Origin of the sequence: Paenibacillus massiliensis subsp. panacisoli DSM 21345 (genome assembly GCF_000426545.1) — a bacterium.
Taxonomy (GTDB): domain Bacteria; phylum Bacillota; class Bacilli; order Paenibacillales; family Paenibacillaceae; genus Paenibacillus; species Paenibacillus panacisoli.
Genome location: NZ_KE384535.1, coordinates 95,283 through 118,621, shown reverse-complemented (window position 1 = coordinate 118,621; position 23,339 = coordinate 95,283). Strand labels below are relative to the sequence as shown.

Here is a 23,339-nt window from a genome sequence, read left to right as displayed (position 1 = left end):
CTAGGCCTCCTTTGCAATAGGCACCTCGATCTCAATGGTTGTTCCTTTCTGGGTAGTGCTTTCAATCTCAATAGTCCCACCCAGCAGTCGTACACGCTCTTTAATGCCGATTAGCCCGTAATGTCCGACCCTCTTCCCGATCATTCGAGTGTTGAAGCCCTTGCCGTCATCCCGAATGACGGTGAGTAGCTGCTGTTCATACTGGACAATACGAATAAAGAGATGGCGCGCGTGCGCATGCTTGGCCACATTGGTCAGACACTCTCGAATAATATGCTGCCCATGCTCCAGAACAAGTATAGGCAATGTACTCTTCAGATCCAGCTCCAATTGGACGGGAATCCCCGTCGCCAGTGTAAAACGCTCAATCTCCTCACGCACAGATTCGGAGAAGTCGATCTCGACAGCGGGCTGGGATCTGAGATCATCAATTGCCTGTCGTGCCTCGGCAAGTGCACGTCGTGCCTGTGACATAGATTGCTGTACAATTTCGTGGGCTCGCTTCGTACCGCCTTTGGTCAGATGGGCGTCTATCGCCTCCAACTGCATAATGATTCCCGCCAGGCCCTGTGCAAGCGTGTCATGCAGGTCACGTGCCATACGTTGTCGTTCATTGGCAAGTGTAAGCTCTTCAACTTTCTTATGAGCCATCTCCAGCTCTCTCAGAAATGTCTGCGCCTGCACCCTGGCATGAACCTGCTTGAAGAAGAACGAAGCATAGGCCACTACAACGACGACTATGTTAATTAAGAACGGAAATAAAAAGCCAACACCCTCCGCATCCTTCAGCCAGACAATCAGCACCCCGAACAGGGAATACAGCACCAGGAACAGTACGGACACCTTGAGCGGATGATAATAGACCCCCACGCTCTGCCCGATCAGGACGGGAATCAACCCGATGAGGATTCCATAAAAGCCGTGCGGAAGTACCAAGGCACTCGCCACGATAATTACTCCCTGTAACGCAAAGTACAACCAGGGCTTGTAGCTGACCATTTGGTGAGAATACCAGTAGCAAGCAACATGCAATCCCATAAGACAGGAGAATAACATGCTCCTGAGCAGCAGCGGCTCAGCCATATATTGCGAGATCATTACATGAGCATACACCAGCGCGACCAGCAAAATAACTGGGATTCGCGAAGGCGTAAGCTTGTCCGATTCAATCAGCATAATTTTTTTGCTATAATTCATCCTTCACCTCTTGCTGCCTCCGATAGGGCCGCCATAACAATAATAATCTAATAATACCTGCAAAAGTCCAATAAAAAAACGTACACAAGGGCAAATTTGTGTACGTTCGGGCAATCGTGTATGTACTTTCGCTTATTAATGCTTGTACATATTATGGATGAATCTCGTCTGTCATTTTGTTCATGGTTCTCTCAGATACTACACGTCTTGCAGTTACATAACGATCCTTGTAATATTTCTCGGACAGCTTGCTGATAATAACGCCTCTGCTTGTCGACGAATGGGCAAAGGTATTGTCACCCATATAGATACCTGCATGAGAGATGCTGCGTCCATTCGTGTTGAAGAACACCAGATCTCCTATTTGCAGGTCATCCTGGTCGACCTCAGTTCCTGCCATGGCTTGGGATTGCGAGGTCCGCGGCAGATCTTCACCATACTTCTCCATTATGTATAAAATAAATCCGGAGCAATCAAAGCCCGCTGTAGTCGTTCCACCCATTCTGTACGGGGTGCCAATTAATTCATCAACCTGACTTTCAATTCTTACAGCACTTGCGGAGCTGACTCCTGCCAAGGAAGACCAGAGTATGGCTGCTCCCAATGCACCTGTTAACCACTTTTTCAACTGAAAAATCCTCCTTCGGTGCCTACGGAGTTAGCTAAGGGTTCGGTTGAAGGTCACCTAGAATATCTGCGGCCCAGCAGATTCATTCACCCAAATCGGGGTCCCCCGTTCTCACATACATGAAATTCGGCAAATTATTAAAGTTTTGTAACCATAAATAATGTAGTACATGTTGAGGTATTCTGTCAAATGCATATCGGAAAAAGTTACAATTTTTTTCGAATCCTTCCCCAACCATTACACTATCATCAACTATATCACCTGCAATATCGCACAACTATATGACATAACCCCCATCTGTACAGAACCACTACCGACGCTACGGTTACTGAGTGCACAGTGGGGGTTTATGCGATAATGACGCAATTAGCAGTGATGATACCATTAGCGGTGATGATGCCACTAGTTGTGTGTTGATATGAGAAATTGGTTATGTGCCGAACATATAATCAGTCGAGCTCTTTGACCATGCGAAATAAGGAGAAGCCCGGTCGATTCATCTTGCCTGATACCACGTATCCTACTCGTTCATATAGCTTCGCCGCCCGTGGATTGTCCTGCCGTACAGTCAGGGAACTCCTTGAGTATCCTTGAAGCTGTGCTTGTTGTTCCGCAAAATGGAGCAATTGTGTACCGATCCCGAGCCCTCTGCTCTCAGGCAGCGTAGCCAGAGTACCGATATGATATTCTCCTTCATAGCCTTCTTTAAGAGTCAGCATCGAAAAGAAAGCTCCTGGATGTAGCAAGCCGTACTTGATCAGCTCCAGGTTGCGGAGTGCCCAGAGCTTCTTCGCCGTCGGCCAAGCTAACTGCTGGAGCAGCCCTATGGGATAACATGTAACTATGCCGAGCGTTTTGCCCTCGGCTTTGGCTTCGTAGGCGTATTGATGACTGAAACGGTTGTAACTGTTCTTCCAGAGCTTTTCCAGTGTCGATTGTATGATCTTCTCGTCTCTCGAGCCAGCCAGAGTATATGCCACCGAATCCAGTGCCATCCGATTAAGCTGGGACCCTGCTGGCGAGTCAGGATGCGCTTTGACGATTGATACTTCTGACATGTCACCACTCCTTCACTGCTTGCTTATCGTACTTATTACATGCCGACCGTTATACCGATATGACTTCTTCTATTCAAATATTCAACAAGAGATTCTATCTTACTTGTCACTAGTTGCTATCTCCCTATGTTCATCAGACTCTGGGAATAACAATCCCTTCGACGTCTACATGCACAGCTCGAATGACTAGTCCCGTGAGACTCTGCATCGTCTCTCTGACGTTGCGTTGAAGCTCTCGACCTACTTCGTGGACATGGCTTCCATATTGCACAATAATGCCTACACGGATGTCCAGACTTGTCTCGTCGCTAATCAGACTGATCCCTCCGCTACTCTGTCCGGTCATTTTTTGGGCCAAGCCCTCTATCAGCTTAGTGGATATGGCTGTTACACCTTGTGTAGCAAGAACCGTCCTACTAACCGTTTTGAAGACTACAGCCTTTGAGTACGTCACATGACCCAGTGCATTTTGTATGACCATCCCCTACCTCCTCTCGGCGACTATACATTCAGCATTTCCCGCGAATTCTTCCGTTTAAGTTCAATTACCAGCGTTTTTCTGATGTATAAAAAAATCATTTGATAGGAAAAACTATCATTATAAGAGAATGATAAATCATTCCAGCAGGACAGTCAATTCGCCCATCCTTCTGGAGCTACTTTGGAACAAAACAGATTGAAATAACCATCAGCTGGAAGCTGCCACCACAGAAATCCAGAGGCTCTATCGAGGATGAATCGTATCCTGGAGGCAAGACTCACAAAATCATGGTGGCAAGGTTCATAGCGTCGTTCAGCGCTGGACCTGATCCTTTGCCTTGAAGCCGTTATAGAAGGTGTCAACGACCAATGCAGCCGCTGATTTGCGAGCAATATCCCCGCTTGCCACCTGCTGCCAAGCCAGAAACAGGAGTGAGTATAGCACGTTGACGATCCAGCCACGGTCAACATCAGCCCGAAAATGACCTTTGGCCTGCAATAAGCCGACTACATGCAATACAGGCTCCCGTAGCTTCTGATCCGCACGCTCAACCTCCTCGTTATAATTGATAGTGGCATCATGGGTCAAAAAGTGAATTTTATCTCCCAATGGAACCAAAGCTTCGATCAATGCAGGGATGTAGCTCTCACAGTCCTCATCGTTCACAGGAATGGAGCTCAGCGTATCGCCTACCACCTCGATAGCTCTCAATCCCAGATAGACCATCAGCTGCTCCCGACTCTCCACATATCTATGCAGTGTGGCCACACCGATGCCTGCAGCTTCTGCAATCTCATTCATGTTTGCTGTAGGCTTCTCAATCAACCGTTTCGTTGCCTCATCAAGAATAACGTTCAATCGTGCCTGCTTGACTTCGGTCCGATTTTTTCTCAAGGGTTCACAGCTCCTTACAAGGCAGATCTATTTACTCGTCGTGTCCGTACCATATATCAATTCTGAATTTCTTGCAACTATCCTCTCTTCGGCGCATCCATGCTGGCGTCTCTCACTTGGCTGCCCTCTGCCAATGTCTTCACGCTATGTGTTCATCTTTACGCTATATGGCCCGCAGTTACGCTGCAAACGGTCACCTTTACGGTGTATGTTCTTCTTCTTCCATGCAAAATGTACTCCTGATGAACGAGATGGCACGCCGCGCCGCTGGACTTCCTTTCTTCCAGGATTTCGCTGCCAGACCAATCGTGCGGTAGGCTTGAGGCGCAAGCGGTCGCACTGCCAACCCTTCTGGCAAGGCGTTCAGTATCGTACCTGGAAGGATGCTAATGCCCAGACCCTTCTGCACCATCGCCATAATCGCATGGTCATCCTCCAGCTCGAACCTGGTCCGCACGCTCCCGCCCTGCTCATGCAGCCATCTATGTAGGTCTCTATCGCAGCCTTTCGCGGGCATAATGAATGCTTCGTTTCTAATCTGCTCTGCCGTCACCATTTCCTCCACACACAGTCTATGATCATCTGGAAGAACGCACAGCAATTCATCCTTGTGCAGCTCCATTTGCTCCATTCGCTGATCTGTGGGCATATTCACGAAGCCAAAATCGACAAGACCAGCTGCAATCCACCCTTCAATCTCCTGATAATCGCCATCCAGCAGCCTTACTTCAATGAGCGGATATTGCGTCTGAAACGATTGCAGGATTTGCGGTAACCAGTGAATCGATACGCTGGTGAAGGTCCCGATCGTCACAATCCCCGTCGCCAGCCCTTTGATAAGGTCCGCTTCCTGTAGCAGCTTCTTCTGCAAGTCCAGCATAGCTCTCATATAGTCGAGCAGCCTGGCCCCTTCATGAGTAACAACGATCCCTGCACGCCCACGATGAAGCAGCTTCAGATCCAATTCCTGCTCCAGACCCGAGACGGCATGGCTAATAGCCGACTGGGATAAGCCCAATGCTTCGCCAGCCTTGGTCAGACTGCCCGACTCCACAACCTTCAATACAATTTCATACTTCGATAGACTCATTGTCCCTCCCATATTCATGAATACAATTCATATAATAGATCAATAACATTCATTTTATTTATTCAAAGAATACGGCTATAATCCATGGTAGTATATAACCGACTGGAGGACAAGATTATGAGTACTATTGCACATACACCAGTTCCACCCTATTATGCCGTCATTTTCACTTCTCAGCGCACCGATGAATACGGGGCAGCCTATGAAGCCATGGGCGACAAGATGGTAGAGCTGGCCGCGCAGCAGGAAGGATTTCTGGGCATCGAGAGCGTTCGATCTGCAGAGGGCTTCGGCATAACCGTATCCTACTGGAGCTCCCTTGAGCACATACGCGCCTGGAAGGAGCACAGCCTGCATCGGGTCGCACAGGAGAAAGGGAAGTCATCCTGGTACGAAAGCTTCGGTCTGCGGATTAGCAAGGTAGAGCGGGATCATTTTATGGGAACAGAATGGAGTCGATAATACGTGCATATTCAGCCAATAGCCCAGGAACAAGCCTGGCAGCTGCGACATGAGGTCATGTGGCCAGACAAGGAGCTGGACTATGTGAAGCTGCAGGATGACCATGAGGGGACCCACTATGGACTCTTCGAGCAGGATCAGCTCATATCGGTGCTCTCGCTGTTCATCTACGAAGACGAGGCACAATTTCGCAAATTCGCCACGCTCAGCTCACACCAAGGTCAAGGCTATGGGAGCCGACTTCTTCAATTTGTCCTGGATGCAGCCCAGAAGGCTGATATGAAGCGAATTTATTGCAATGCAAGAGTAGAGAAGGCTCACTTTTATGAAAAATTCGGCCTGATTAGAACACAGGAGTACTTTGAGCGAGGGGGCAAAGCGTATGTCATTATGGAACGCTGGTTCCCTTCAATTCAGTTCTAGACCCTTGACCAGATCAAATGTGACTGCGGAGCTCTTCGCTCTCAGCTCACCTTTATTACTTTGACTCTGCATCGGCTGTGAAATCATATAATGCCACATCCGTTCTCCGAATAGAAGCTGGGACAGCAGACTGTGCTTCATCTCCAGCGTTCGAAAGGAATGCTGCTCATATAGATGCTGAGCGCCTGAGTTGCTGGCAGCTACATGAAGGCTCACGTAATGAAGCAGCGGATGTGTATACGCATATTCCTGCGCCCACTGGATGAGCAATGTCCCTACCCCCTTCCCACGGAAGTCAGGATGGACGGCTACATCGGCAATGTAACACTCTCTGTGCTTCGGTGTATGGGAGAGTATCTGCAATCCTGTCAAAAATCTGAACATCGCCCACGCCCGTCGCGGGTTCAAATTTTTAACCAATCGCCAGATCGTACCTTGGTCTGGCGCTGGATTCGCTTGAGATTGTGTGTGCCATTTTAGTGACAGCGTCCCAATGACCTTCCCCTCCTGCACAGCCACGACCCTCTGCGAAGTATGCTGCTCGGGGAATGACTCCAGCACCTGTTGGAGCTGACAAGCCAATTCATGATGTCCGAGACCCGTTAGAAATCTGAATTTACTACCGAAGCTGTGCACCAGTAGATGACTAACCTGTTGATTGTAGCTGGCTTGCATAGGATCAATCGTAACTAGCTTCAATGGACTTCTCCCCTTACGATGTTAGCTTGGTATGTACATCATTACTTCCCAGATCGTCCAGACGAATACGGAGCTCATAATGTAGCTTGTCGGCATGGAACAAAGATAAATACGATTTCTCAATCACCAGCAAAGGTCCTGCCACGATATACTCATGACGTAATGCGTACTCGTATAACTGCTCAATTCGCTCTTCGATCTCCTGCTCCTCTCTGATCTGACAGCGTGATACGAGGTACGCCCCTTCGGGCAGCAGCAGATCGCTAGCTTGCGGGCCTTCCTTCATTTCTGAATACAGGGTAATTGTGCCTGTGTCGTCCCACAGATAATGAATATCCACTTCGAACAGGCCCGGAAGCCTCTGCTCCTTCAGAAGCTCAGCATGAAGCCCCTGCTTGGGCTTCAGCTCAATCCACTTCACCAGCGACAGTGGCTGCAAGTGCCTGATTCGAAAATCCTGAAGATTCGTTGTACATGTCCCTTCACTTTCTTGTTCAACCTCTTCCGCGCTCGCATCGTTCAGAGTAATCATGGTAGGCTGCTTGTCACGTTGCTTTACTTCGGTATACTCTACTTCATTTGGATCTATCCTCGTACATTGTTCATCAACTAGCCCTTCTTCACTGAACTCTGCATACTCCTGTATGACTTTATGAACCAATTGATTCAGCTCCTGTAATCGTCTGATTTCCGCCTTTGTATCAGCCATGCCTTGCTGAAGCAGTGAAGCAACCTGATCCGGGGTGAATCCACCGAGGCAGTCCTTAATGCTCTGTACAGAAATGCCCAACCTGCGCAGAAGTAAAATATGTGCGAGCCTATATACCTCATCTATGCCATACATTCGATATTGATTGTCACCGATATATGCTGGTAGCAGTACCCCTTTTTCTTCAAAATACCGAATCTGATGCACCGATACCTGCATGAGCTTCGCCAGCTCACTGATCGTCATTCCGTTCTCGCTCATATGATCACTCCTTGGTTAAATGAACCTCACTAGATTTAAGCTACTTTAAAGATACACCTTAGGTCAGGCCTAACGTCAACCGCTCACATAATGAATGAAGCGAGCAAGAGAGACTCCTAATGAATCCATACAACACAAACAGCCGCTTCACAGTACATGATCTCTCATGCCTGCTAAGCGGCTGATATTCGTAATGAATAGGGCTCTTACTGATCGTTAAACCATTATGCCTTCAATGTAAGCGCCAGAACGGTCTCTTGATTGGCCTTCACATCCGAGCTGGCGGCAACTTCAATGCTCGCTACCGCCTCCAGGCCCGAAGGAACGATAACTGGCGTGATGGTCGATAAGCCTGCCTGCTGGATATGATCCATATCAAATTCGAGCAGCAATTGTCCTGCCTTCACGGAGTCCCCTGTCTTGACATGGGCTGTGAATCCGGCTCCCTTCAAGGATACCGTATCAATGCCTACATGAATCAATAGCTGGACGCCGTGCTCCTGTTCAAGAATAATGGCATGATTGCTCTTGCCCATCAGATGCGCGACAGTACCATCGAACGGTGCATATACCTTGCCTTCCGCAGGCTGAATAGCATAGCCGTCACCCATATGCTTCCCGGCGAAGGCTGGATCAGGTACCTGCTCCAGCGGAATTATAGTACCGGCAATTGGTGCAGGTAGCTGCAGCTTCTGCGGTGTCACCGCATTTGTCTGTGTTCCTTGTGTTCCTTGTGTTCCTTGAGCCACTTGAGCTACCTGTGACTCTTGAATTCCTTCTACATCTGTAAGTGCTTGTGTTACCTCTGTTGGCTGCTCTACGCTAATCGCAGATGCACGCTCCTCTGTCTGCTTCGGCTGCTCGACTACAGTGTTCACAGAGGCCGCCTCAACCATTGACTGTTGCGCCACTGCACTAGCACTGGCTCCTGAAGCAGCAGGCTGCTGAACCTCCGCCAGCATTTGATCCTTGAAGCCGAAGAACCAAGTCAGGATGAAAGCGACAAGCATTGCTACGAGATTACACAGAATATACAGCGGGAGCTGACTGTTCAGGTACAACAGTGTACCTGGAATGACCGTGACCGCCATACCTGTAGCTGACAATCCGAACAGTGAGGCCAGGAAGCCTCCGACACCGCCACCGACCAAGCCCATAATGAACGGCTTCATGTATCGGAGATTGACTCCGAATATAGCTGGCTCCGTAATCCCCAGAAAGGCAGAGAAGGAGGACGGCAACGCCAGTGCCTTCAGCTTGACATTCTTCGTCTTGAAGCCTACCGCGAGACAAGCAGCTCCTTGAGCTGCCATGGCGCAGGTAATAATAGCATTGAACGGGTTCGAGCCTCGTTGCTCCAGCAGCTGGATTTCAAGCAGATTGAAAATGTGATGCACGCCAGTGACAACAACGATCTGCTGGAAGAAGCCAATGAGGAGACCTGCAATGCCCAAGGGCATATCCAGCACAAATATCGTACCATGTAATACCCATTCCTCGACCGAATGGAATACTGGGCCGATGACGAACAGCCCCAGTGTGATCATCACCAGCAGGGTAATGAACGGCGTGACGATCAGATCCAGTGCCTCTGGCACCCGCTTGCGCAGGAAGCGCTCGAACTTCGCACCAATGAATCCGACGAAGAACGCTGGCAGCACAGAGCCTTGATAGCCAACTACCTTAATAAAACCAAGCATCGTGAGCGCTTCGGCCGAGCCGTCAGCAACACCATAGGCATTAGGCAAAGCCGGGTTAACAAGCATCAGACCGAGCACGATCCCAAGCACCGGACTTCCGCCAAATACTCTGAACGCGGACCAAGCCACCAATGCCGGCAGAAAAGCGAAGGCCGTATCTGTCAGTACCTGCGTGAAGAGCAGAAAGTTCGGTGAAATATCCCCTGGCGTCAAGCCGAGCAAGGCCAATATCTGCTCCTGCGTAAGCAAGCCTCTCAGTCCCATGAAGAGACCGGTAGCGACGAGAACGGGAATAATCGGTACGAATACATCACCGAAGGTGCGAATAGCCCGCTGGAACACGTTGCCCTGCTTCTTGGCCATCGCTTTCATCTCGTCCTTGGTCGTGCCACTAACACCAAGCTTCTCGACCTCCTCATAGATCCGGTTCACCGTACCCGTACCGAAAATAATCTGGAATTGGCCTGAATTAAAGAACGCTCCCTTTACTTTGTCGATCCCCTCCACCCGTGACTGATCAATCTTCTCCTGTTCATGCACCATAATGCGGAGACGGGTTGCACAGTGTGCGAATGAAGCAATGTTCTCCTTACCGCCGATGGCCTCGATGACCTGTTTGGCGATCTCCCGATTTTCAGACATGTATTGTCATTCCCTTCAGTTCTCATTTACATAATTCTATAGCTTCCAACAATCCGCCTCGCATGAGGCTGTACCACCTTCCGCAAAGAAACGAATCCCGGTGCTATCCGTCTCTGGAAAGATACGGCTCGTGAACACCTCTTCCCCATCATTAACGAAAATCTCAACCGATGATGTGTCCACGAACAGATGGAATCGGATGTGATCCGATTCCAGTGAACAGCTACGCTGTTCACCGTAATCTACAGCCACTGGCTTCCCGGAGCGCGAACGATCAAGTACAACCTGACGCAGCTTCCGATCAAAGGTCAACACGGTCTTCTCATGCGTACCTATCCGGAATTCAATGCCGAATCGCTCCCCATCCATCGTGTCAAATTGACAGAGCAGTTCATAGGAGCTTCCCTCAAAGCCCGTGAATGAGACGCACTCGTCGCGCAATTCTACCTGTGCATGGTGGTGCTCCTGTCGCAGCCGCTCCAGCTCACGTGCAGGTCGTTGAATGAGCTTGCCCTCACGCAGCGTTAATTCTCGTGGCAGTGTCAGACAGTGGGCCCAGCCATGCTCATCTGTCGGGTAGTCGATCTCCGGTAATCCCATCCAGCCTACAAGGATGCGCCGTCCGTCTGGAGCGACTGTCGTCTGCTGGGCGTAGAAATCAAATCCCCGATCCAGCTCCTGGAAATCCCCGTGTGCGAAGCTTCTTGTATCCAGTTGGAGCGGAGCTCCCGTCACATAGCCGGACTGATAAATATTGCGATAATATGCCCCCTGCGGCTCAATGCCTTGAGGAGAAAATAATAAGACACCTTGGCCATCCAGTTCGAAATAATCCGGGCATTCCCACATGTATCCAAATGGATCTAGTCTGGTCGAAATCTCACCCTCGAAGGACCATTCCATTAAATTCTCCGAGCTGTACAGTACAGTACATCCCGTATGATCCGTTCGCTGTGCCCCGATCACACACCAGTAACGTCCCTCTTGCTCCCATACCTTGGGATCGCGGAAGTGATCAGTATATCCATGTGGAACAGCATCAATAACTGGCATTTCTAGCTTCGTTATCCTCCCACTTGAATCCATGATGGCCATGTTCTGAAAGGGATGTCTGACCCAGTCCTGATCACGTGTATTGCCTGTATACATCAAATACAACAGCTCATCCTTGACAATCCCACTACCGGAATAAGCACCATGTGAATCATAACGCCCTCCAGGTGTAATGCCAATTCCCACATCCTCCCACTCAGCTAAATCTCTGGACTTGGTATGGTACCAGTACTTCATGCCATGATCCGTACCTAAGGGGAACCACTGATAGAAGAGATGGTACTCACCTTGGTAATAGGTGAACCCGTTCGGATCGTTCAACAGACCGATTGGAGGCTGGATATGATAGGACTGTCTCCAATGACTTTTTTCTACCAGCTCATACAGCCTCTTAAGCTCGTTCGGCTCCGCCTGCTCCAGCAGGCGGTACTTTTGCTCATTGCTTAATTTCATGACACTCTCCATTTCTATCCTAGACTACACCTTCTGTTAGAACCGGTTCCAAAAATGTACAAAAAATGATCCCACATAAAACGTAATAATACACGCTCTACAATTTCCTCAATTTCATACTCACATTACAATTACAACAATTCACGCTTTACAATTACGCCACACTCATGCTCCACACAATTACGACAACAAACAGGTACCATCTTGATGAATCTTAATAATATTTAGAGTACATAATTGCGGAACCGGTTCCGCAAACAATCAAATAATAGTTCCATTCAACTTTGTGTGAACACAAATTGATATGGAACCGGTTTCTTTCCTGCATTATAAAATAGCCTATGCTTTGTTGTCAACGCTTTCCCGCTTCATTAATTCAAAATTCATGGTCGTTACAGGTTCGAGCAATTCCTCTCGCACTAATTTAATAATGTTCTGCGCAGCCTGTCTTCCTGTTTCCTTGTACCCATACTTGACGGTTGTCAGCGTTGGATGAATAATCTCGGTTACATCGTAGCCGCCGAAGCCGGTTACGGACAGCTCTGAAGGAATGTCGATGTTATGCAAAAATGCAGCCTTCATCACGCCAAGCGCAATATTGTCAGTTGCACATACAATCACGGATGGCCTTTGCTCCTCCAAAAGCTTGAAGGCGGTATTCATCGCATCGGTCATGCTGAAGGTCGTCTCCACATAGCTCACTTCACAATCATAAGGTTGAATTGCGCTCGCGAAGCCCTCCTTGCGGCGCTTGCCCACAGCTACATCCTGTTCAGTGACGCCCAGGTATATGATCCTGCGATGGCCCATGCTAATAATATACTCCCCCATAACCTGACCAGCTCCGTAGTCATCGTGGATAACACAAGCAAAATGAGGATGGGATTGTCCGACCAGCAGAATAGGCAGTCCGGTCTCCTCTGCCGCACGCACATGTTCATCCGTAATCTGGACAGCAATTAGAATGACTCCCGCTACCTTTTGCCTTGCAAATTCATAGATCGCTTCGATCTCCCGCTTCATATCCTGACTTGTATTCGAGATCAACGTCTGAAAGCCCGCATCTCTAAGCTCCTGATCGATCACCATCAGCATCTGTGAGGTAGCAAAGGAATCCAGACGTGGTACGATCGTTCCAATAATATGAGCTTTCTTCGCCTTGAGGCTACGCGCGAACGTATTCGGAATATAATTATGCTCTTGAATCACTCTCTCAATCTGCAACTTGGTGGCCTCGCTGACCGAACCTCCGTTCAGATAACGAGATACCGTGCTTTTGGCCACACCGGCCAGCTTGGCTATATCGGCAATTGTCTTCATCATCAGCTTCTGCTCCTCAATCTGGCATACAGGCTCTATTATAGCATAGTTGAGTTGCTCGATTTCAGCACGCCACCATCACGTTAAGCATATCCTGAATCGTATAGGAATCCGTGGACCATTCCATTGAACAGATCAGTACAAGGGAGGAAGGGACATTATGGCTCCTCTCGGAAAACGCAAAAAAAACGGCGCCAAAAAACAGTCCTTGGCCACCCTCATCCAACAGAAAAAGGGCCTTGAATACACGGTAGCGGCACTGCTGTTAACTGGTAAGCTCCGTACGGACTCGGTTCAAATTTATAAGGATGGCTCTGTGTTCGTCAGCCTCGTCGGCAAGTATAAGTCATTATCCGATTCCAACAATGGAAATGTCGACAAGCTCGTTAATTTTATAAGCCAGAATAGTGATGTGACAATAAATGATCTGATGGAAGCCGTCAAGCAAATGACTGCTCCCAAATCGTAAGATACTGTACAGGAAGGAGTGCCGTCCATGAGTGAATTTGACGGAGAAGGCTTCGCGAGTGGAATTATCCTGATCATTATCATTGCCCTGTTGATCTATGGCTCTACCGATATTGATACGCTAACGGGAGCCCCAAGCACCGTGTGATGGGGCCTCTCCCATGGATTTAGTAGCTTAGTCCGATCAAATGTGAATCTAGACCCGCTGCAAGCGGGGGAGACCTTGTTGAGCGTTGTTAAGCTTGCTGTTCTTTGAACACTCTGTTTCGCTTCCCCGCTTTACGCTAACCACCACGTCTCCAGATCAATCAACGTGATACAAAAGCCTGTCTTCAAAGTGTTTAATGACTAAGACGGCGAATTCACGATTTGTTTCCTTCTGAACGAAAAGCAACAAGGAGGACGTCCTGCAATCAACTACTGAATCATGCTAAATGTCATGCTATCGGTAGCTCGTTCACCTGTTTCCTGGAAATCAATCCATGCTCCCAAGCAATTTGTCCATTGCAGTTTTATTTGAAATACATATACTATTCACATCCTAGATCATCCCTGAACATCAAAGGAGGCTAACGCGTGTCTAAGAATAAAAAACTCATTATAGAAATGCTCTTTAATAACTGGGGAGCGACATCAGATCGACTGACCAAGCAATGGATAGAATACAGAATAGATTTATTCATGAAATATGCACTTAAGAGCCTGCTCCTTCAATCCTCTCAGGATTTTACCTGCTACGTGCTCTATGATCCTAGGTCTGAGAAGATCATACAAGAAACACTAAAAAAGTATCCTTCCCTACCTTCTAATATCAGGTTTGTTACACCTATAGATTACCAAGCTCATGTAATCCAAGATATTAAAGGGTTCAAGTACTTGTACCGCGTCTATCTGTCCAGTGACGATATGTACCACAAAGATTTTATAAAAAAGCTGCATGCCTATGAACCCAAAAAAGGTACTGTTGCCTTGGTACCGCAATACGGTTACATCTACGACTCGGTACAAAAGCGATTGGGAAAATTTTTTTTCTGGCTTCCTAGCTACGGTGTAACACTTATCAATGTGGATGAGTATTTGAGTGGACAAGCGCCCCGTTATTCCTGGCGTGATGCACTTAAGGTTCCAAGGGAATTCATTAATATCAAAGAACCAATCTGGATTAATCATATTCATGGAAAGAATACAGGAACAACTTTTGACAATGTGCTGACTTGGAAAATAGCAAATGTTCATGATGCTTGTTTGCTGGAGCCATGGAATAACAGCAAGCAACCTAGAGCTGTTTTTGGTCCTGAAATCACGAAGCCAAATGAGATCAAACGGATACTGAACAACTTTTTCTAAGTTATAAGCTCCCATTCCCCCCATTGTCATAATTACGACTCATACGGTAATCATTCCATAACCCCGCAGCAATGTTTGCATATCAGATATATATCAAGAATTCAAACGATTATTGGAAAACGGCGTGAAGTTTACGATTGAGCCAACAAAATAAACGATCTCACAAATAGCTATTTTTAACGCTACATGCGGCAACCTTATTCAAATTATTCGAAACTAACTTTGTAACTTGCTTCAAAAAATCAGGTTGAAGCAAACATGATGAAAAAAACAATTTTAAAAACCGTTAATCTATGCGATATAATGATTAACGGTTTTTTTGCAATATGTACAATGACACCAAGATTCCCCCTAGAACCTGTCTTCGAAGTGTTTAGTCGGCACTGACATAAGGTTGGGATTTGGGATCATGTTTTACAGCACATTTCACAAGATTCCGATGCATTAGGCCCCCTTCGCTATCGACTTACGGGAGGCGAGGTCATGATTCGATTCGAGACCATGACTTGTTGGGAAAAATGTAACTGGCGATGAAGTAGGTCTGAAGACCAGCTAAAGTCTAATGTAATCTAATCTTTACTAATCTTATCTACTTTAGCTGGAACAGCATCCTTCACAGGTATGTTTTGTTCAGTCAATCCGTCCTGAAGCATGCAGCTGCTCCAGAATTAACAGAGATGCCGGGGATACCCGCTCACGATCTGCATATTGAAGCCAGCCCAACTCGGCAATCTCCGAGTCAGGCCGCAGCTCTCCAGTGAATTCCGCCATGTAGCAGGTCATTCGGACAGGCGTTCCTCCAGATTTACCATGGGCCTCTGCTTCGAAGGTGCCAAATAAAGCAACTGTCGCAGGTACTATGTGTACGGACAGCTCCTCCTGAATTTCCCTGATCAGAGCCTCTGCATCTGTCTCTCCTGGATCGCGCTTGCCACCAGGCAAATAAAAGATTTCCTTCCCTTGCGAACGGGCTCCTAGCACTCGCCGCCCCTCGATATGAATCCATGCAATTTTATCTATAAACGCACTCACTGCACCTTCACTCCTTTCTGCTCACGAACCGCCCGCAGCTGTTGCTGTACTCGCGCAGCATGCTGCAGATCTCCCAGCTTGAACACCAATATGCCGCCAATAATTACGATGACCCCTAGCAGCTTGCTCCAGCTAAACGGAATCTTCTCTAGACCCATCCAGCCCAGAGAGTCCCATAATAGTGCCGTACCCAGCTGTGAGGTAACGACAATGGAGATGGCGAAGGTCGGGTCCAGTCTCTTCATGCCTTGTACCAGGCAGATGACGACTCCCACTCCAATAAGTCCACTGAAAATATACCATAGCTTCATGTCCCCGATCTGGAACATCTTCGTCCCCTGAACGGCTAGCCCTATTAGCAAAGATGCGGCAAAGCCCATACCGAGCACAAGCGTCGTTGTGGCCCATGAGCTGTTGTGCTCATTGACCTTGCTGTTGAATACCGTCTGCATGCTTACCAAGATTCCAGCGATACACGCCAGTATAATGCCTGTAATCATAAATTCCTCCTGTCATTCACTACCACTATCAATCAATCAGTACCGCCGCCTGCCCATTACTATCGCGGCCCATACTTCGTCTACGGCATGGACCCGTTCACGATGGCTCTGAGGCCATCCAGGTCACGAATCCGTATGCTTCCTCTTCCCCGCTCCACAAGCCCCTTACTGCAGAATTTCATAATGACCCTGTTCAAATGGCGGTAGCTCGTTCCGATCAGGTTCGCGGTATCCGTCAGACTAATGGAGTCATGATGGGCTGCCCCTGCCATGTCCGATTCCTCCGTGCTTACTGATAACAGATAGCTTGCCAGTCTGACCTCGACAGGATGCATCAGGTTGAAGCTCAGAAAATCTGATTTGACATAGAACTTCCTCGTTATAATGTCCAGGAGAAAATGTAGCAGTGGGGGGTGGTCATCTCCTGCCTTACGCAGCCATGTATAGGGGATGCCGATCAGATCCACACTCGATACCGCCTCAACCGTATTAATGATCTCGATCTGCCGTACATACTCAATGTCGCCGATAACCTCTGGCGGTGTCTTGAACGAGACAATTAAGGACTGTCCCTCAGTCGAATTAGTGTAGATCTTCACCTTGCCCTGGACGAGAACATACATCTGTTCAGCCCTCTGGCCCTGATAGCAAGCGACATCTCCAGGAGCAAGTCGATACAGGGTCAAGTAGGGACGCAGCGGTTCGTGGAACACCTTCTCCAGTTGATACTTCCGCAGATATTCATTCAGCTGCTCCATATTTTGTACTTCCCTCATTATGTCTGTACTTCCTTCATATACGTCTGCCTCCGCCAGCTTTTATTCAGCCTATAACTTTTCACTACATCTTCAGTATCATAACACCGGCAATCATCATACCAATGCCAATAAAATGCGCTGCTCCCATTCGGCGCTTCAGCACATCGAACCAGCCATTGCTATCGATCAGAAAGGCCATGCATAGCTGGGCAATCAACAACGCCGAGATCGTGAATGTAACCCCGATGCGCTGGATCGCGGTCACCTCACTGAAGATAATAATCGCGGCAAAGGCTCCTCCGATCAGATAGAGCGGCTTGACGCTCCTCATGCCTTGCCACACCCCTTGCCAGTTACGCCCGCGTACGAATGCCAGAATCATCAAGGCCGCAACAAAGCCTGTGAACTGGGTTAGAGCAGCTGCCTGCCATGTTCCCATATCCTGACTAATACGTGCATTCGCCACACCCTGCAAGGTAATGAAGGCTCCAGCAAGTATTGCATAGATTATTCCCATCTGTACTCTTCTCTCCTTACCTCAGTCTGTTCTAATTAAATGATACATCCTGAGCGGAGAAAAGGACATATGTCCTGAACTATAAATACCTCTATCAGCTCTGGGCCGAGGCGGACTTGGCTCCCTTGCCAAACTTCGACCTGATCGCATGTATAACGAGCAGCAGTAAGGGAATCAGAAATGCCGAGGTGAAGTTCCAATCCACCCAATAAGGTGGCATCGTCTTGACATAGAAGATAATCGTTGGTGACAGAATTTCAGACATGGCGAATATGAGGAAGCCGATTGGCAATATGAGCAAATCATAATTTTTGAGCTTGCACAGTTGGGAGATCCCTACAGACAGAGCATAATGATAGAGGGCTGTCTTGAAATATGTTGAGATGACCCAGGTCACAGCCATTAAAGCTTCGATCCTTTGAAAAATATTCGCGATATTAATCTTCTGAGCCAAAATATAGGCCGCATAAAAGTGATGCTTGGAGAAATACAGCCCCAGCACCGTTAGTGACAGGAACAGGATGAAATTGAGGGCAATCGCAGCGGTCAGGGTCGCAGTCAGCATATCCCGAGTCATATGAGGCTGCTTCTTCACCTTGGGCAAGACCATAAGAAAGACAACCATCTCACCGAACGGGTAGAATACGCCAAAAAAAGAAGCGTGCAGCAGGTTCTTAATCGAGGTAGTTGAAAGTATTGGATACAGCTTATCCATATGAGCATCTGGCAGTAGAAGGATCAGCAACGTAGACAGGAACAGGACAAAGAGCGGAAACATGAGTTCAGCAGCGCGTCCGATCGTTTTCAAGCCCAGCTTGAGTCCATACACGATAATGATCACCGCCATAAAGCGAATCACGTTCCCTGGAGTGCGCTCGTAAATTTGGGTACACATGAAATCTTCAATTTCCCGAACGTAGACCGAGCCTAGCATTAAAAAGAAAAACAGGTAAAAGACGGATATAACGCCTCCGAACCATTTCCCTGTAATTTTCATGGCACTCTCCACAAGCGTGAGCTCCGGGTTCAAACGATAGAAGCGCAGCAACAGCCACAGAGCACCAAGACCAAGTGGAATACTGATCAGACCAGCAATCCAGCCGTCCTGGTTCGCATAAGCCGTCATCACGGAGGGGTAGACAAGTCCCATATCACCAATGAACACCAAAATGGCTAAAATGGTTAATTGTCGGTTACTGAGTTCAGCCTTACTGCCCATATGATCCACCCTTAGTGTTAAGATTTTCACTGCTGCCTGTCGGCCCTTTGCAAGCGTGTCATCTACGATTTGCTTTCCTTGTAAAACGGGGTATCCAGTGTTCCGATCCGGTTAAACAATATATCGACCTTGTAGTGAACAGGAACATGGACCAGATAGCGATGTCCGTAGTTCGCGATCATCTGATACCAGGCTGAGGGGCTGGATTTGTATATAGATTCCCCAAAACCGAAAATATCCAGCTGCTGCCCCTCCGACATGCGATCAACCGTTTGCTGCATAAGCGCCTGTACTTCTTCTTCGGTCTTGCGAGTCACATAGCGCATCGCTTCGTCCGTGCCCAAGTCCATGTCACTTTCCGAGCTCTGGATATTGAAGGTCCCCTTGAGATGCAGGAAGATATGAGGAACGCCATGGATGATCTTGACATTGCGCTCGGTATTGGAGGACACTGGCCCGACCGTAATCCGTTTACCGTCTGTTCCCCTGATGCTTCTGGTTGTACTCTTAATCTGGTTCATAATAAAGCTGTAACCGACCGTCTCATTCTCATCCAGCCATTCGGCCAGCTGATCCTTGCGAAATACCGCTACATCCTGTAAATCCAACCGTGTCTTGGGCATCACACTCTGAACGTTACTCTTCTCTCCCCCGGTCTTGGCATTCCCCTTCAGGCTTACTCCGGTTAGTACGGCATCCTTGCCATTCGACACCAACGCTTCAATAAGATCGTCAAGGGTAACCTTCGTCGTTTTTCCCGTCTTCTCCGATGCCTCATCAAGAGAATGAAACAGCTTGTTCGCCGGAATTTTATCCTGCTTCGTCAGTACATTCAGCACCTCAGCTGCACTGGCATCCCTTGCAACCAGGATATAGAAATCCGGACGGATGCCACTGCTTCGCTTCATTACATCCAGAATCGATGTAATTCCTTCCCTTGCCACATCTTCACCTATTACCAGTATGCGAATATGGCCCATATAACATAGCCTTGGTGAATTTAGCGTAAATGTCGAAATGGAATGATAAATGGATTCTACGTCGCTAATATACTGGGTAATAGGCGTAGTATAATTCCCTGCTTGATTCGTCATCTCCGAAGGAACAACTATCTGCATGGATACCTTGTATTTATCCCCTGCCTTATCAATCCCCATCCCCATGACAAAGGCTAGTTCATTCAGTTCTCGTCTCTCCCAGCATCCACTCAGCGTAAGGGAGGCCAGCAGTATACATGTCATCATGATGATCCACTTGCGTGGACATGGCATACCTGATTCCTCCCTTTACAGATTTCATGCAGCCTATAGGCCCACTGCCTTGAACAGCATATTCACCCAGGCATTGAGGGGAGTATATAACCACTTGATGATATAGAGCGGGCTTGGAAGGGAGATGCCCATCACAACGCAGCTGCTCAGTACTATGCCAAAGAGCATGACGACTGTATATACAATGATGTCCCACACCCCTGATTCCTGCCGCAGCTTTTTCCAATCAATCAAGATACACAAGGCTGCTACGAACAACACAAGACCGACAAGCAGCATACATGCGCTCCTTTCCTACTCCTTCACCTCACTACGGAAGGACTTGTCCAGGGTACCTATACGAGTAATTCTGATTTTGGCCGAGAAATGTACCGGAATTTCCGCAAGGTAGTCGTCCCCGTACTTCCCCCTGAATTTGAACCAGGCCTGAGGATTGTGCTGATAGATCAGATGTCCGAAGCCCATGGCGTCTATATTGTATTTGGACAAAATGCGATTGTAAGCCGTCTGCATCAGCTTCACCGTCTTCTCCTCTGCTTCCTTGGTAAGATAGTTCATTGCCTCGGTTGTACCGATGTCCATCTCGCTGGGAACATCCTGCACATTGGAAATGGTCTTGACTTTAATGTAAATATGGGGTCGACCATCAATGAATTTCACCTCACGATCAGTCGATGTTCTCAGAGCCTCCATAATGATAGGTCGGTCATCGGTTCCCATGACGAATCCTGTATTCGTCACGACTTTATCAGTCATGTAGTTATAGCCTATGGCTTCCTTTTCATCAAGCCAGCCCACCATTTTATCCTTCTGAAAGATAGCAATCCCGCGATAACGTAGCTTCGTCTTGGGCTCAACGCTCTCCACATTTGAATGCTCCATCCCCTCACCAACGCCGCCATCTATAATGACCCCCGTCAGAACTGGACTCAGCCCCCGGGCAAACAAATCTTCAATAATCTGATCCAATGTAGCTGTGGTTGTTGTTGCGGTTGCCTTGGAGGAACGGTCCAGAGAATTAAAGAGCTTGTTCGCAGGGAGCTTTTCCAGCGGGGTCAACACGCTAAGAATCTCTGCAGCCTGACTATCCCGGGCCACCATGACATAAAAATCCATACGAGGCTCCCGACTTCGCTTGAATACGTCCAACACCGGGGAAATACCCTCCCGCGCCAGCTCCTCTCCGATGATCAGTACCCGGATATGACCCAAATACGACTGTCTGGGGCTCATCAAGGTAAATTCCCTTAAGGCATCATAGACGTTATCTACCGTATTCTGATATATCGTTACAGGTGTGCTGTACCCCGAAGATTTCCCCGCCACCTCGGAGGGAATTACCGCCTGCATGGATACATTGTACTTATCACCTAGCTTATCAATACCAACCCCTACGATAAACGCCAGCTCATTTAGCTCCTGGCGCTCCCAACAACCCGTCAGAAATAGGGATAAGGTTAAGGGTAAAAACAGCATAGCCTGCCAACGCCAGGAGCTAATAGTTCGATGCCATAATTTGTATTTCATTTGGCACCTCTTGGGTTCTTGTTGGATTGGCGGACAAGATTTTGTGGTTGGTTCTCCTTCGGACGTGTCGTAAGCTTAGGCCAACTGAATCGGAAGATGGAATCCTTCATATCCTCCTGTACGTACGGTCCGACTGGACTCGTATATGGCATGCCGAAGGTGCTCAAAGACGCAATATGAAGAATAAGAATGAACATACCGAACATAATGCCATAGAGGCCCATGAAGCCTGCCAGACCCATGAAGGCAAATCGCAGCATCCGGACCGCAATCGACATGCCCGTCTCCGGAATAACAAAGCTGGAGATGGCCGTAATGGATACAATAATAACCATGGCAGAGGAGATGAATCCGGCATCCACGGCAGCCTGACCAATGACCAATGTGCCGACGATCGAGATGGCCTGACCTACGTTCTTCGGGATACGAACACCCGCCTCCCGCAAAATTTCATAGGTGACCTCCATCAGCACCGCCTCGATCATAGCCGGGAACGGTACGCGCTCTCGTTGGGCGGCCAGACTGATAACCAGATTTGTGGGGATCATTTCCTGATGATAGGTGGTAACCGCCACATACAATGATGGGGCCAGTAGTGTAATCATAAATGCCATAAAGCGAATTTGGCGTAATAGTGTAGATATTCCCCAGCGTTGATAATAGTCCTCGGCAGACTGGAAGAAGCTCACCAGAAAAGCAGGTACCAGCAGTACAAAGGGAGTCCCGTCGACCATAATGGCAACTCTGCCTTCCAGCACGCCCCCAGCAATCGTATCCGGGCGATCACTGTTATACATGGTAGGGAATGGGGTCATTCCCGAATCCTGAATGAATTCCTCGATATATCCGCTTTCGAGGATGCTATCCGTATCTATTTTGCTCAAGCGATCCCGAACCTCTTGGACAACCGCCTTATTTGCAATGTCATGCATATAAGCAATAGTCACATTCGTATGACTAACCTTGCCGATTTTAAAATTTTCCATCCATAATCTGCTATCCTTAATCCTTCTTCGAAGCAGGGCTGTGTTCGTGCGTAGATTCTCCGTGAACCCTTCCATCGGCCCGCGTACGACAGCCTGTGAGCTTGGCTCACTCACATTGCGGTCCTTCCATCCTGGTGCACCAATTCGCAGGGCATCATTTACGCCATCCAGCAGGATAATAATATCCCCCGAGAGCAAGTTATCCAGAAGCTTGTTATATTCCCTTACATACTCTACATCAGCTGCGATAATCACTTGCCTCTTGAGATAGGCAAGCTTGTAGGTAGGTGTAGTTCCCTTCGTTTCTTCCATTTTCCCCGGATTCATCAAAGAGGTCAGCACGGATTGATGCAGTATCTGATTATCGACCAGGCCGTCAATATGCAACAGGGCGATCCGTGTCCCCTCATCCAGATCAAGGACACGAGTAATCAGATCAGGACTATTCCCGAGCGCGCCTTGAATATAAGACAAATTATCATCCAAGCCTTCAAATAAACCAATGTCATGTTGTGTAACCTGCTCGATCGAATCTCCTTTAGGCTGATCGTTGGTCCTCATGGAAGTCCCCTCCTTACTCTCCGGTCAGAATCAAATTTGCTCCCCCCTAGTATGAGCACGAATTCCATAAATATGCCTGCATA

At 48.1% G+C, this 23,339-nt stretch carries 24 protein-coding genes and 1 riboswitch; of the genes, 4 read left to right on the top strand and 20 right to left on the bottom strand.

The genetic code is table 11. From position 1 onward, the window contains the following. The 6 genes from K331_RS0126185 to K331_RS0126160 all read right to left on the bottom strand — a co-directional run bounded on the left by K331_RS0126185 (position 1) and on the right by K331_RS0126160 (position 5,348). Positions 1-1,197: a sensor histidine kinase gene (locus tag K331_RS0126185; protein WP_028592581.1), complete on the bottom strand. Its 1,197-nt coding sequence runs from the start codon at positions 1,195-1,197 to the stop codon at positions 1-3. Positions 1,198-1,348: 151 nt separating this feature from the next. After that, a complete protein-coding gene (locus K331_RS0126180; protein ID WP_018882973.1) occupies positions 1,349-1,825 on the bottom strand; it encodes a C40 family peptidase in 477 nt (158 codons plus the stop codon). A gap of 4 nt (positions 1,826-1,829) precedes the next feature. Then, a riboswitch (cyclic di-AMP (ydaO/yuaA leader) is annotated at positions 1,830-1,967 on the bottom strand. Between the two features lie 307 nt (positions 1,968-2,274). Next, positions 2,275-2,883, bottom strand: a complete 609-nt coding sequence (locus K331_RS0126175) for a GNAT family N-acetyltransferase (protein ID WP_028592580.1) — start codon at positions 2,881-2,883, stop codon at positions 2,275-2,277. 133 nt (positions 2,884-3,016) lie between these two features. Then, complete coding sequence (locus K331_RS0126170) at positions 3,017-3,364, bottom strand: Asp23/Gls24 family envelope stress response protein (RefSeq protein ID WP_028592579.1); 348 nt, start codon at positions 3,362-3,364, stop codon at positions 3,017-3,019. Between the two features lie 312 nt (positions 3,365-3,676). Continuing rightward, entirely contained in the window at positions 3,677-4,258 is a 582-nt protein-coding gene (locus K331_RS0126165) for a TetR/AcrR family transcriptional regulator (RefSeq protein ID WP_028592578.1), read from the bottom strand. A 199-nt stretch (positions 4,259-4,457) separates the two neighbouring features. Beyond that, positions 4,458-5,348, bottom strand: coding sequence for a LysR family transcriptional regulator (locus tag K331_RS0126160; protein ID WP_028592577.1), 891 nt, complete (start codon positions 5,346-5,348; stop codon positions 4,458-4,460). 117 nt (positions 5,349-5,465) lie between these two features. Here K331_RS0126160 and K331_RS0126155 point away from each other — a divergent pair, with 117 nt between their 5' ends. Both K331_RS0126155 and K331_RS0126150 read left to right on the top strand, forming a co-directional pair. Continuing rightward, positions 5,466-5,810, top strand: coding sequence for an antibiotic biosynthesis monooxygenase family protein (locus K331_RS0126155; protein ID WP_028592576.1), 345 nt, complete (start codon positions 5,466-5,468; stop codon positions 5,808-5,810). Positions 5,811-5,813: 3 nt separating this feature from the next. Next, positions 5,814-6,233: a GNAT family N-acetyltransferase gene (locus tag K331_RS0126150; protein WP_028592575.1), complete on the top strand. Its 420-nt coding sequence runs from the start codon at positions 5,814-5,816 to the stop codon at positions 6,231-6,233. On the opposite strand, the gene K331_RS30650 is transcribed toward K331_RS0126150, so the two are convergent. The 5 genes from K331_RS30650 to K331_RS0126125 all read right to left on the bottom strand — a co-directional run bounded on the left by K331_RS30650 (position 6,219) and on the right by K331_RS0126125 (position 13,073). After that, the gene (locus tag K331_RS30650; RefSeq protein ID WP_051290055.1) at positions 6,219-6,932 is read right to left on the bottom strand and encodes a GNAT family N-acetyltransferase; all 714 of its coding nucleotides are present in this window, start codon (positions 6,930-6,932) and stop codon (positions 6,219-6,221) included. The genes K331_RS0126150 and K331_RS30650 overlap by 15 nt on opposite strands. Positions 6,933-6,945: 13 nt before the next feature. Beyond that, complete coding sequence (locus K331_RS0126140; protein ID WP_028592574.1) at positions 6,946-7,902, bottom strand: MerR family transcriptional regulator; 957 nt, start codon at positions 7,900-7,902, stop codon at positions 6,946-6,948. A 224-nt stretch (positions 7,903-8,126) separates the two neighbouring features. After that, on the bottom strand, positions 8,127-10,244 hold the full coding sequence (locus K331_RS0126135) for a sucrose-specific PTS transporter subunit IIBC (protein WP_028592573.1): 2,118 nt from the start codon (positions 10,242-10,244) through the stop codon (positions 8,127-8,129). 36 nt (positions 10,245-10,280) lie between these two features. Next, positions 10,281-11,750, bottom strand: coding sequence for a glycoside hydrolase family 32 protein (locus K331_RS0126130; protein ID WP_028592572.1), 1,470 nt, complete (start codon positions 11,748-11,750; stop codon positions 10,281-10,283). A gap of 339 nt (positions 11,751-12,089) precedes the next feature. After that, positions 12,090-13,073, bottom strand: a complete 984-nt coding sequence (locus tag K331_RS0126125) for a LacI family DNA-binding transcriptional regulator (protein ID WP_028592571.1) — start codon at positions 13,071-13,073, stop codon at positions 12,090-12,092. Positions 13,074-13,230: 157 nt separating this feature from the next. Here K331_RS0126125 and K331_RS0126120 point away from each other — a divergent pair, with 157 nt between their 5' ends. Further along, positions 13,231-13,539, top strand: a complete 309-nt coding sequence (locus K331_RS0126120; protein WP_028592570.1) for a hypothetical protein — start codon at positions 13,231-13,233, stop codon at positions 13,537-13,539. A 575-nt stretch (positions 13,540-14,114) separates the two neighbouring features. Beyond that, positions 14,115-14,885 (top strand): glycosyltransferase, encoded by a 771-nt coding sequence (locus tag K331_RS0126110; RefSeq protein WP_028592569.1) that lies wholly within the window; start codon positions 14,115-14,117, stop codon positions 14,883-14,885. Between the two features lie 630 nt (positions 14,886-15,515). On the opposite strand, the gene K331_RS0126105 is transcribed toward K331_RS0126110, so the two are convergent. The 9 genes from K331_RS0126105 to K331_RS0126065 form a co-directional block, all read right to left on the bottom strand. Beyond that, positions 15,516-15,917: an NUDIX hydrolase gene (locus K331_RS0126105; protein WP_028592568.1), complete on the bottom strand. Its 402-nt coding sequence runs from the start codon at positions 15,915-15,917 to the stop codon at positions 15,516-15,518. Next, a complete protein-coding gene (locus K331_RS0126100) occupies positions 15,914-16,417 on the bottom strand; it encodes a DMT family transporter (RefSeq protein ID WP_028592567.1) in 504 nt (167 codons plus the stop codon). The genes K331_RS0126105 and K331_RS0126100 overlap by 4 nt, the downstream gene beginning before the upstream one ends. Before the next feature lie 80 nt (positions 16,418-16,497). Further along, the gene (locus tag K331_RS0126095) at positions 16,498-17,193 is read right to left on the bottom strand and encodes a Crp/Fnr family transcriptional regulator (protein ID WP_028592566.1); all 696 of its coding nucleotides are present in this window, start codon (positions 17,191-17,193) and stop codon (positions 16,498-16,500) included. Positions 17,194-17,257: 64 nt separating this feature from the next. After that, a complete protein-coding gene (locus K331_RS0126090; RefSeq protein WP_018882989.1) occupies positions 17,258-17,692 on the bottom strand; it encodes a DMT family transporter in 435 nt (144 codons plus the stop codon). 94 nt (positions 17,693-17,786) lie between these two features. Next, positions 17,787-18,911, bottom strand: a complete 1,125-nt coding sequence (locus K331_RS0126085; protein WP_028592565.1) for a GerAB/ArcD/ProY family transporter — start codon at positions 18,909-18,911, stop codon at positions 17,787-17,789. Positions 18,912-18,973: 62 nt separating this feature from the next. Beyond that, positions 18,974-20,182 carry a Ger(x)C family spore germination protein gene (locus tag K331_RS0126080; protein WP_028592564.1) on the bottom strand — a complete coding sequence of 403 codons (1,209 nt, stop codon included), beginning with the start codon at positions 20,180-20,182 and terminating at the stop codon, positions 18,974-18,976. Between the two features lie 33 nt (positions 20,183-20,215). Beyond that, positions 20,216-20,461 carry a hypothetical protein gene (locus tag K331_RS0126075; protein WP_025679175.1) on the bottom strand — a complete coding sequence of 82 codons (246 nt, stop codon included), beginning with the start codon at positions 20,459-20,461 and terminating at the stop codon, positions 20,216-20,218. A 15-nt stretch (positions 20,462-20,476) separates the two neighbouring features. Further along, positions 20,477-21,709 (bottom strand): Ger(x)C family spore germination protein, encoded by a 1,233-nt coding sequence (locus K331_RS0126070; protein ID WP_028592563.1) that lies wholly within the window; start codon positions 21,707-21,709, stop codon positions 20,477-20,479. Then, positions 21,706-23,256 (bottom strand): spore germination protein, encoded by a 1,551-nt coding sequence (locus tag K331_RS0126065; RefSeq protein ID WP_226383698.1) that lies wholly within the window; start codon positions 23,254-23,256, stop codon positions 21,706-21,708. The genes K331_RS0126070 and K331_RS0126065 overlap by 4 nt, the downstream gene beginning before the upstream one ends. Positions 23,257-23,339 lie beyond the last annotated feature (83 nt).

Bases quoted from the DNA above. Each gene is read 5' to 3' on its own strand.
- K331_RS0126185 (WP_028592581.1), bottom strand. From the start codon at position 1,197: ATGAATTATAGCAAAAAAATTATGCTGATTGAATCGGACAAGCTTACG.
- K331_RS0126175 (WP_028592580.1), bottom strand. From the start codon at position 2,883: ATGTCAGAAGTATCAATCGTCAAAGCGCATCCTGACTCGCCAGCAGGG.
- K331_RS0126170 (WP_028592579.1), bottom strand. From the start codon at position 3,364: ATGGTCATACAAAATGCACTGGGTCATGTGACGTACTCAAAGGCTGTA.
- K331_RS0126160 (WP_028592577.1), bottom strand. From the start codon at position 5,348: ATGAGTCTATCGAAGTATGAAATTGTATTGAAGGTTGTGGAGTCGGGC.
- K331_RS0126155 (WP_028592576.1), top strand. From the start codon at position 5,466: ATGAGTACTATTGCACATACACCAGTTCCACCCTATTATGCCGTCATT.
- K331_RS0126140 (WP_028592574.1), bottom strand. From the start codon at position 7,902: ATGAGCGAGAACGGAATGACGATCAGTGAGCTGGCGAAGCTCATGCAG.
- K331_RS0126135 (WP_028592573.1), bottom strand. From the start codon at position 10,244: ATGTCTGAAAATCGGGAGATCGCCAAACAGGTCATCGAGGCCATCGGC.
- K331_RS0126130 (WP_028592572.1), bottom strand. From the start codon at position 11,750: ATGAAATTAAGCAATGAGCAAAAGTACCGCCTGCTGGAGCAGGCGGAG.
- K331_RS0126125 (WP_028592571.1), bottom strand. From the start codon at position 13,073: ATGATGAAGACAATTGCCGATATAGCCAAGCTGGCCGGTGTGGCCAAA.
- K331_RS0126120 (WP_028592570.1), top strand. From the start codon at position 13,231: ATGGCTCCTCTCGGAAAACGCAAAAAAAACGGCGCCAAAAAACAGTCC.
- K331_RS0126100 (WP_028592567.1), bottom strand. From the start codon at position 16,417: ATGATTACAGGCATTATACTGGCGTGTATCGCTGGAATCTTGGTAAGC.
- K331_RS0126095 (WP_028592566.1), bottom strand. From the start codon at position 17,193: ATGAGGGAAGTACAAAATATGGAGCAGCTGAATGAATATCTGCGGAAG.
- K331_RS0126090 (WP_018882989.1), bottom strand. From the start codon at position 17,692: ATGGGAATAATCTATGCAATACTTGCTGGAGCCTTCATTACCTTGCAG.
- K331_RS0126085 (WP_028592565.1), bottom strand. From the start codon at position 18,911: ATGGGCAGTAAGGCTGAACTCAGTAACCGACAATTAACCATTTTAGCC.
- K331_RS0126080 (WP_028592564.1), bottom strand. From the start codon at position 20,182: ATGCCATGTCCACGCAAGTGGATCATCATGATGACATGTATACTGCTG.
- K331_RS0126075 (WP_025679175.1), bottom strand. From the start codon at position 20,461: ATGCTGCTTGTCGGTCTTGTGTTGTTCGTAGCAGCCTTGTGTATCTTG.
- K331_RS0126070 (WP_028592563.1), bottom strand. From the start codon at position 21,709: ATGAAATACAAATTATGGCATCGAACTATTAGCTCCTGGCGTTGGCAG.
- K331_RS0126065 (WP_226383698.1), bottom strand. From the start codon at position 23,256: ATGAGGACCAACGATCAGCCTAAAGGAGATTCGATCGAGCAGGTTACA.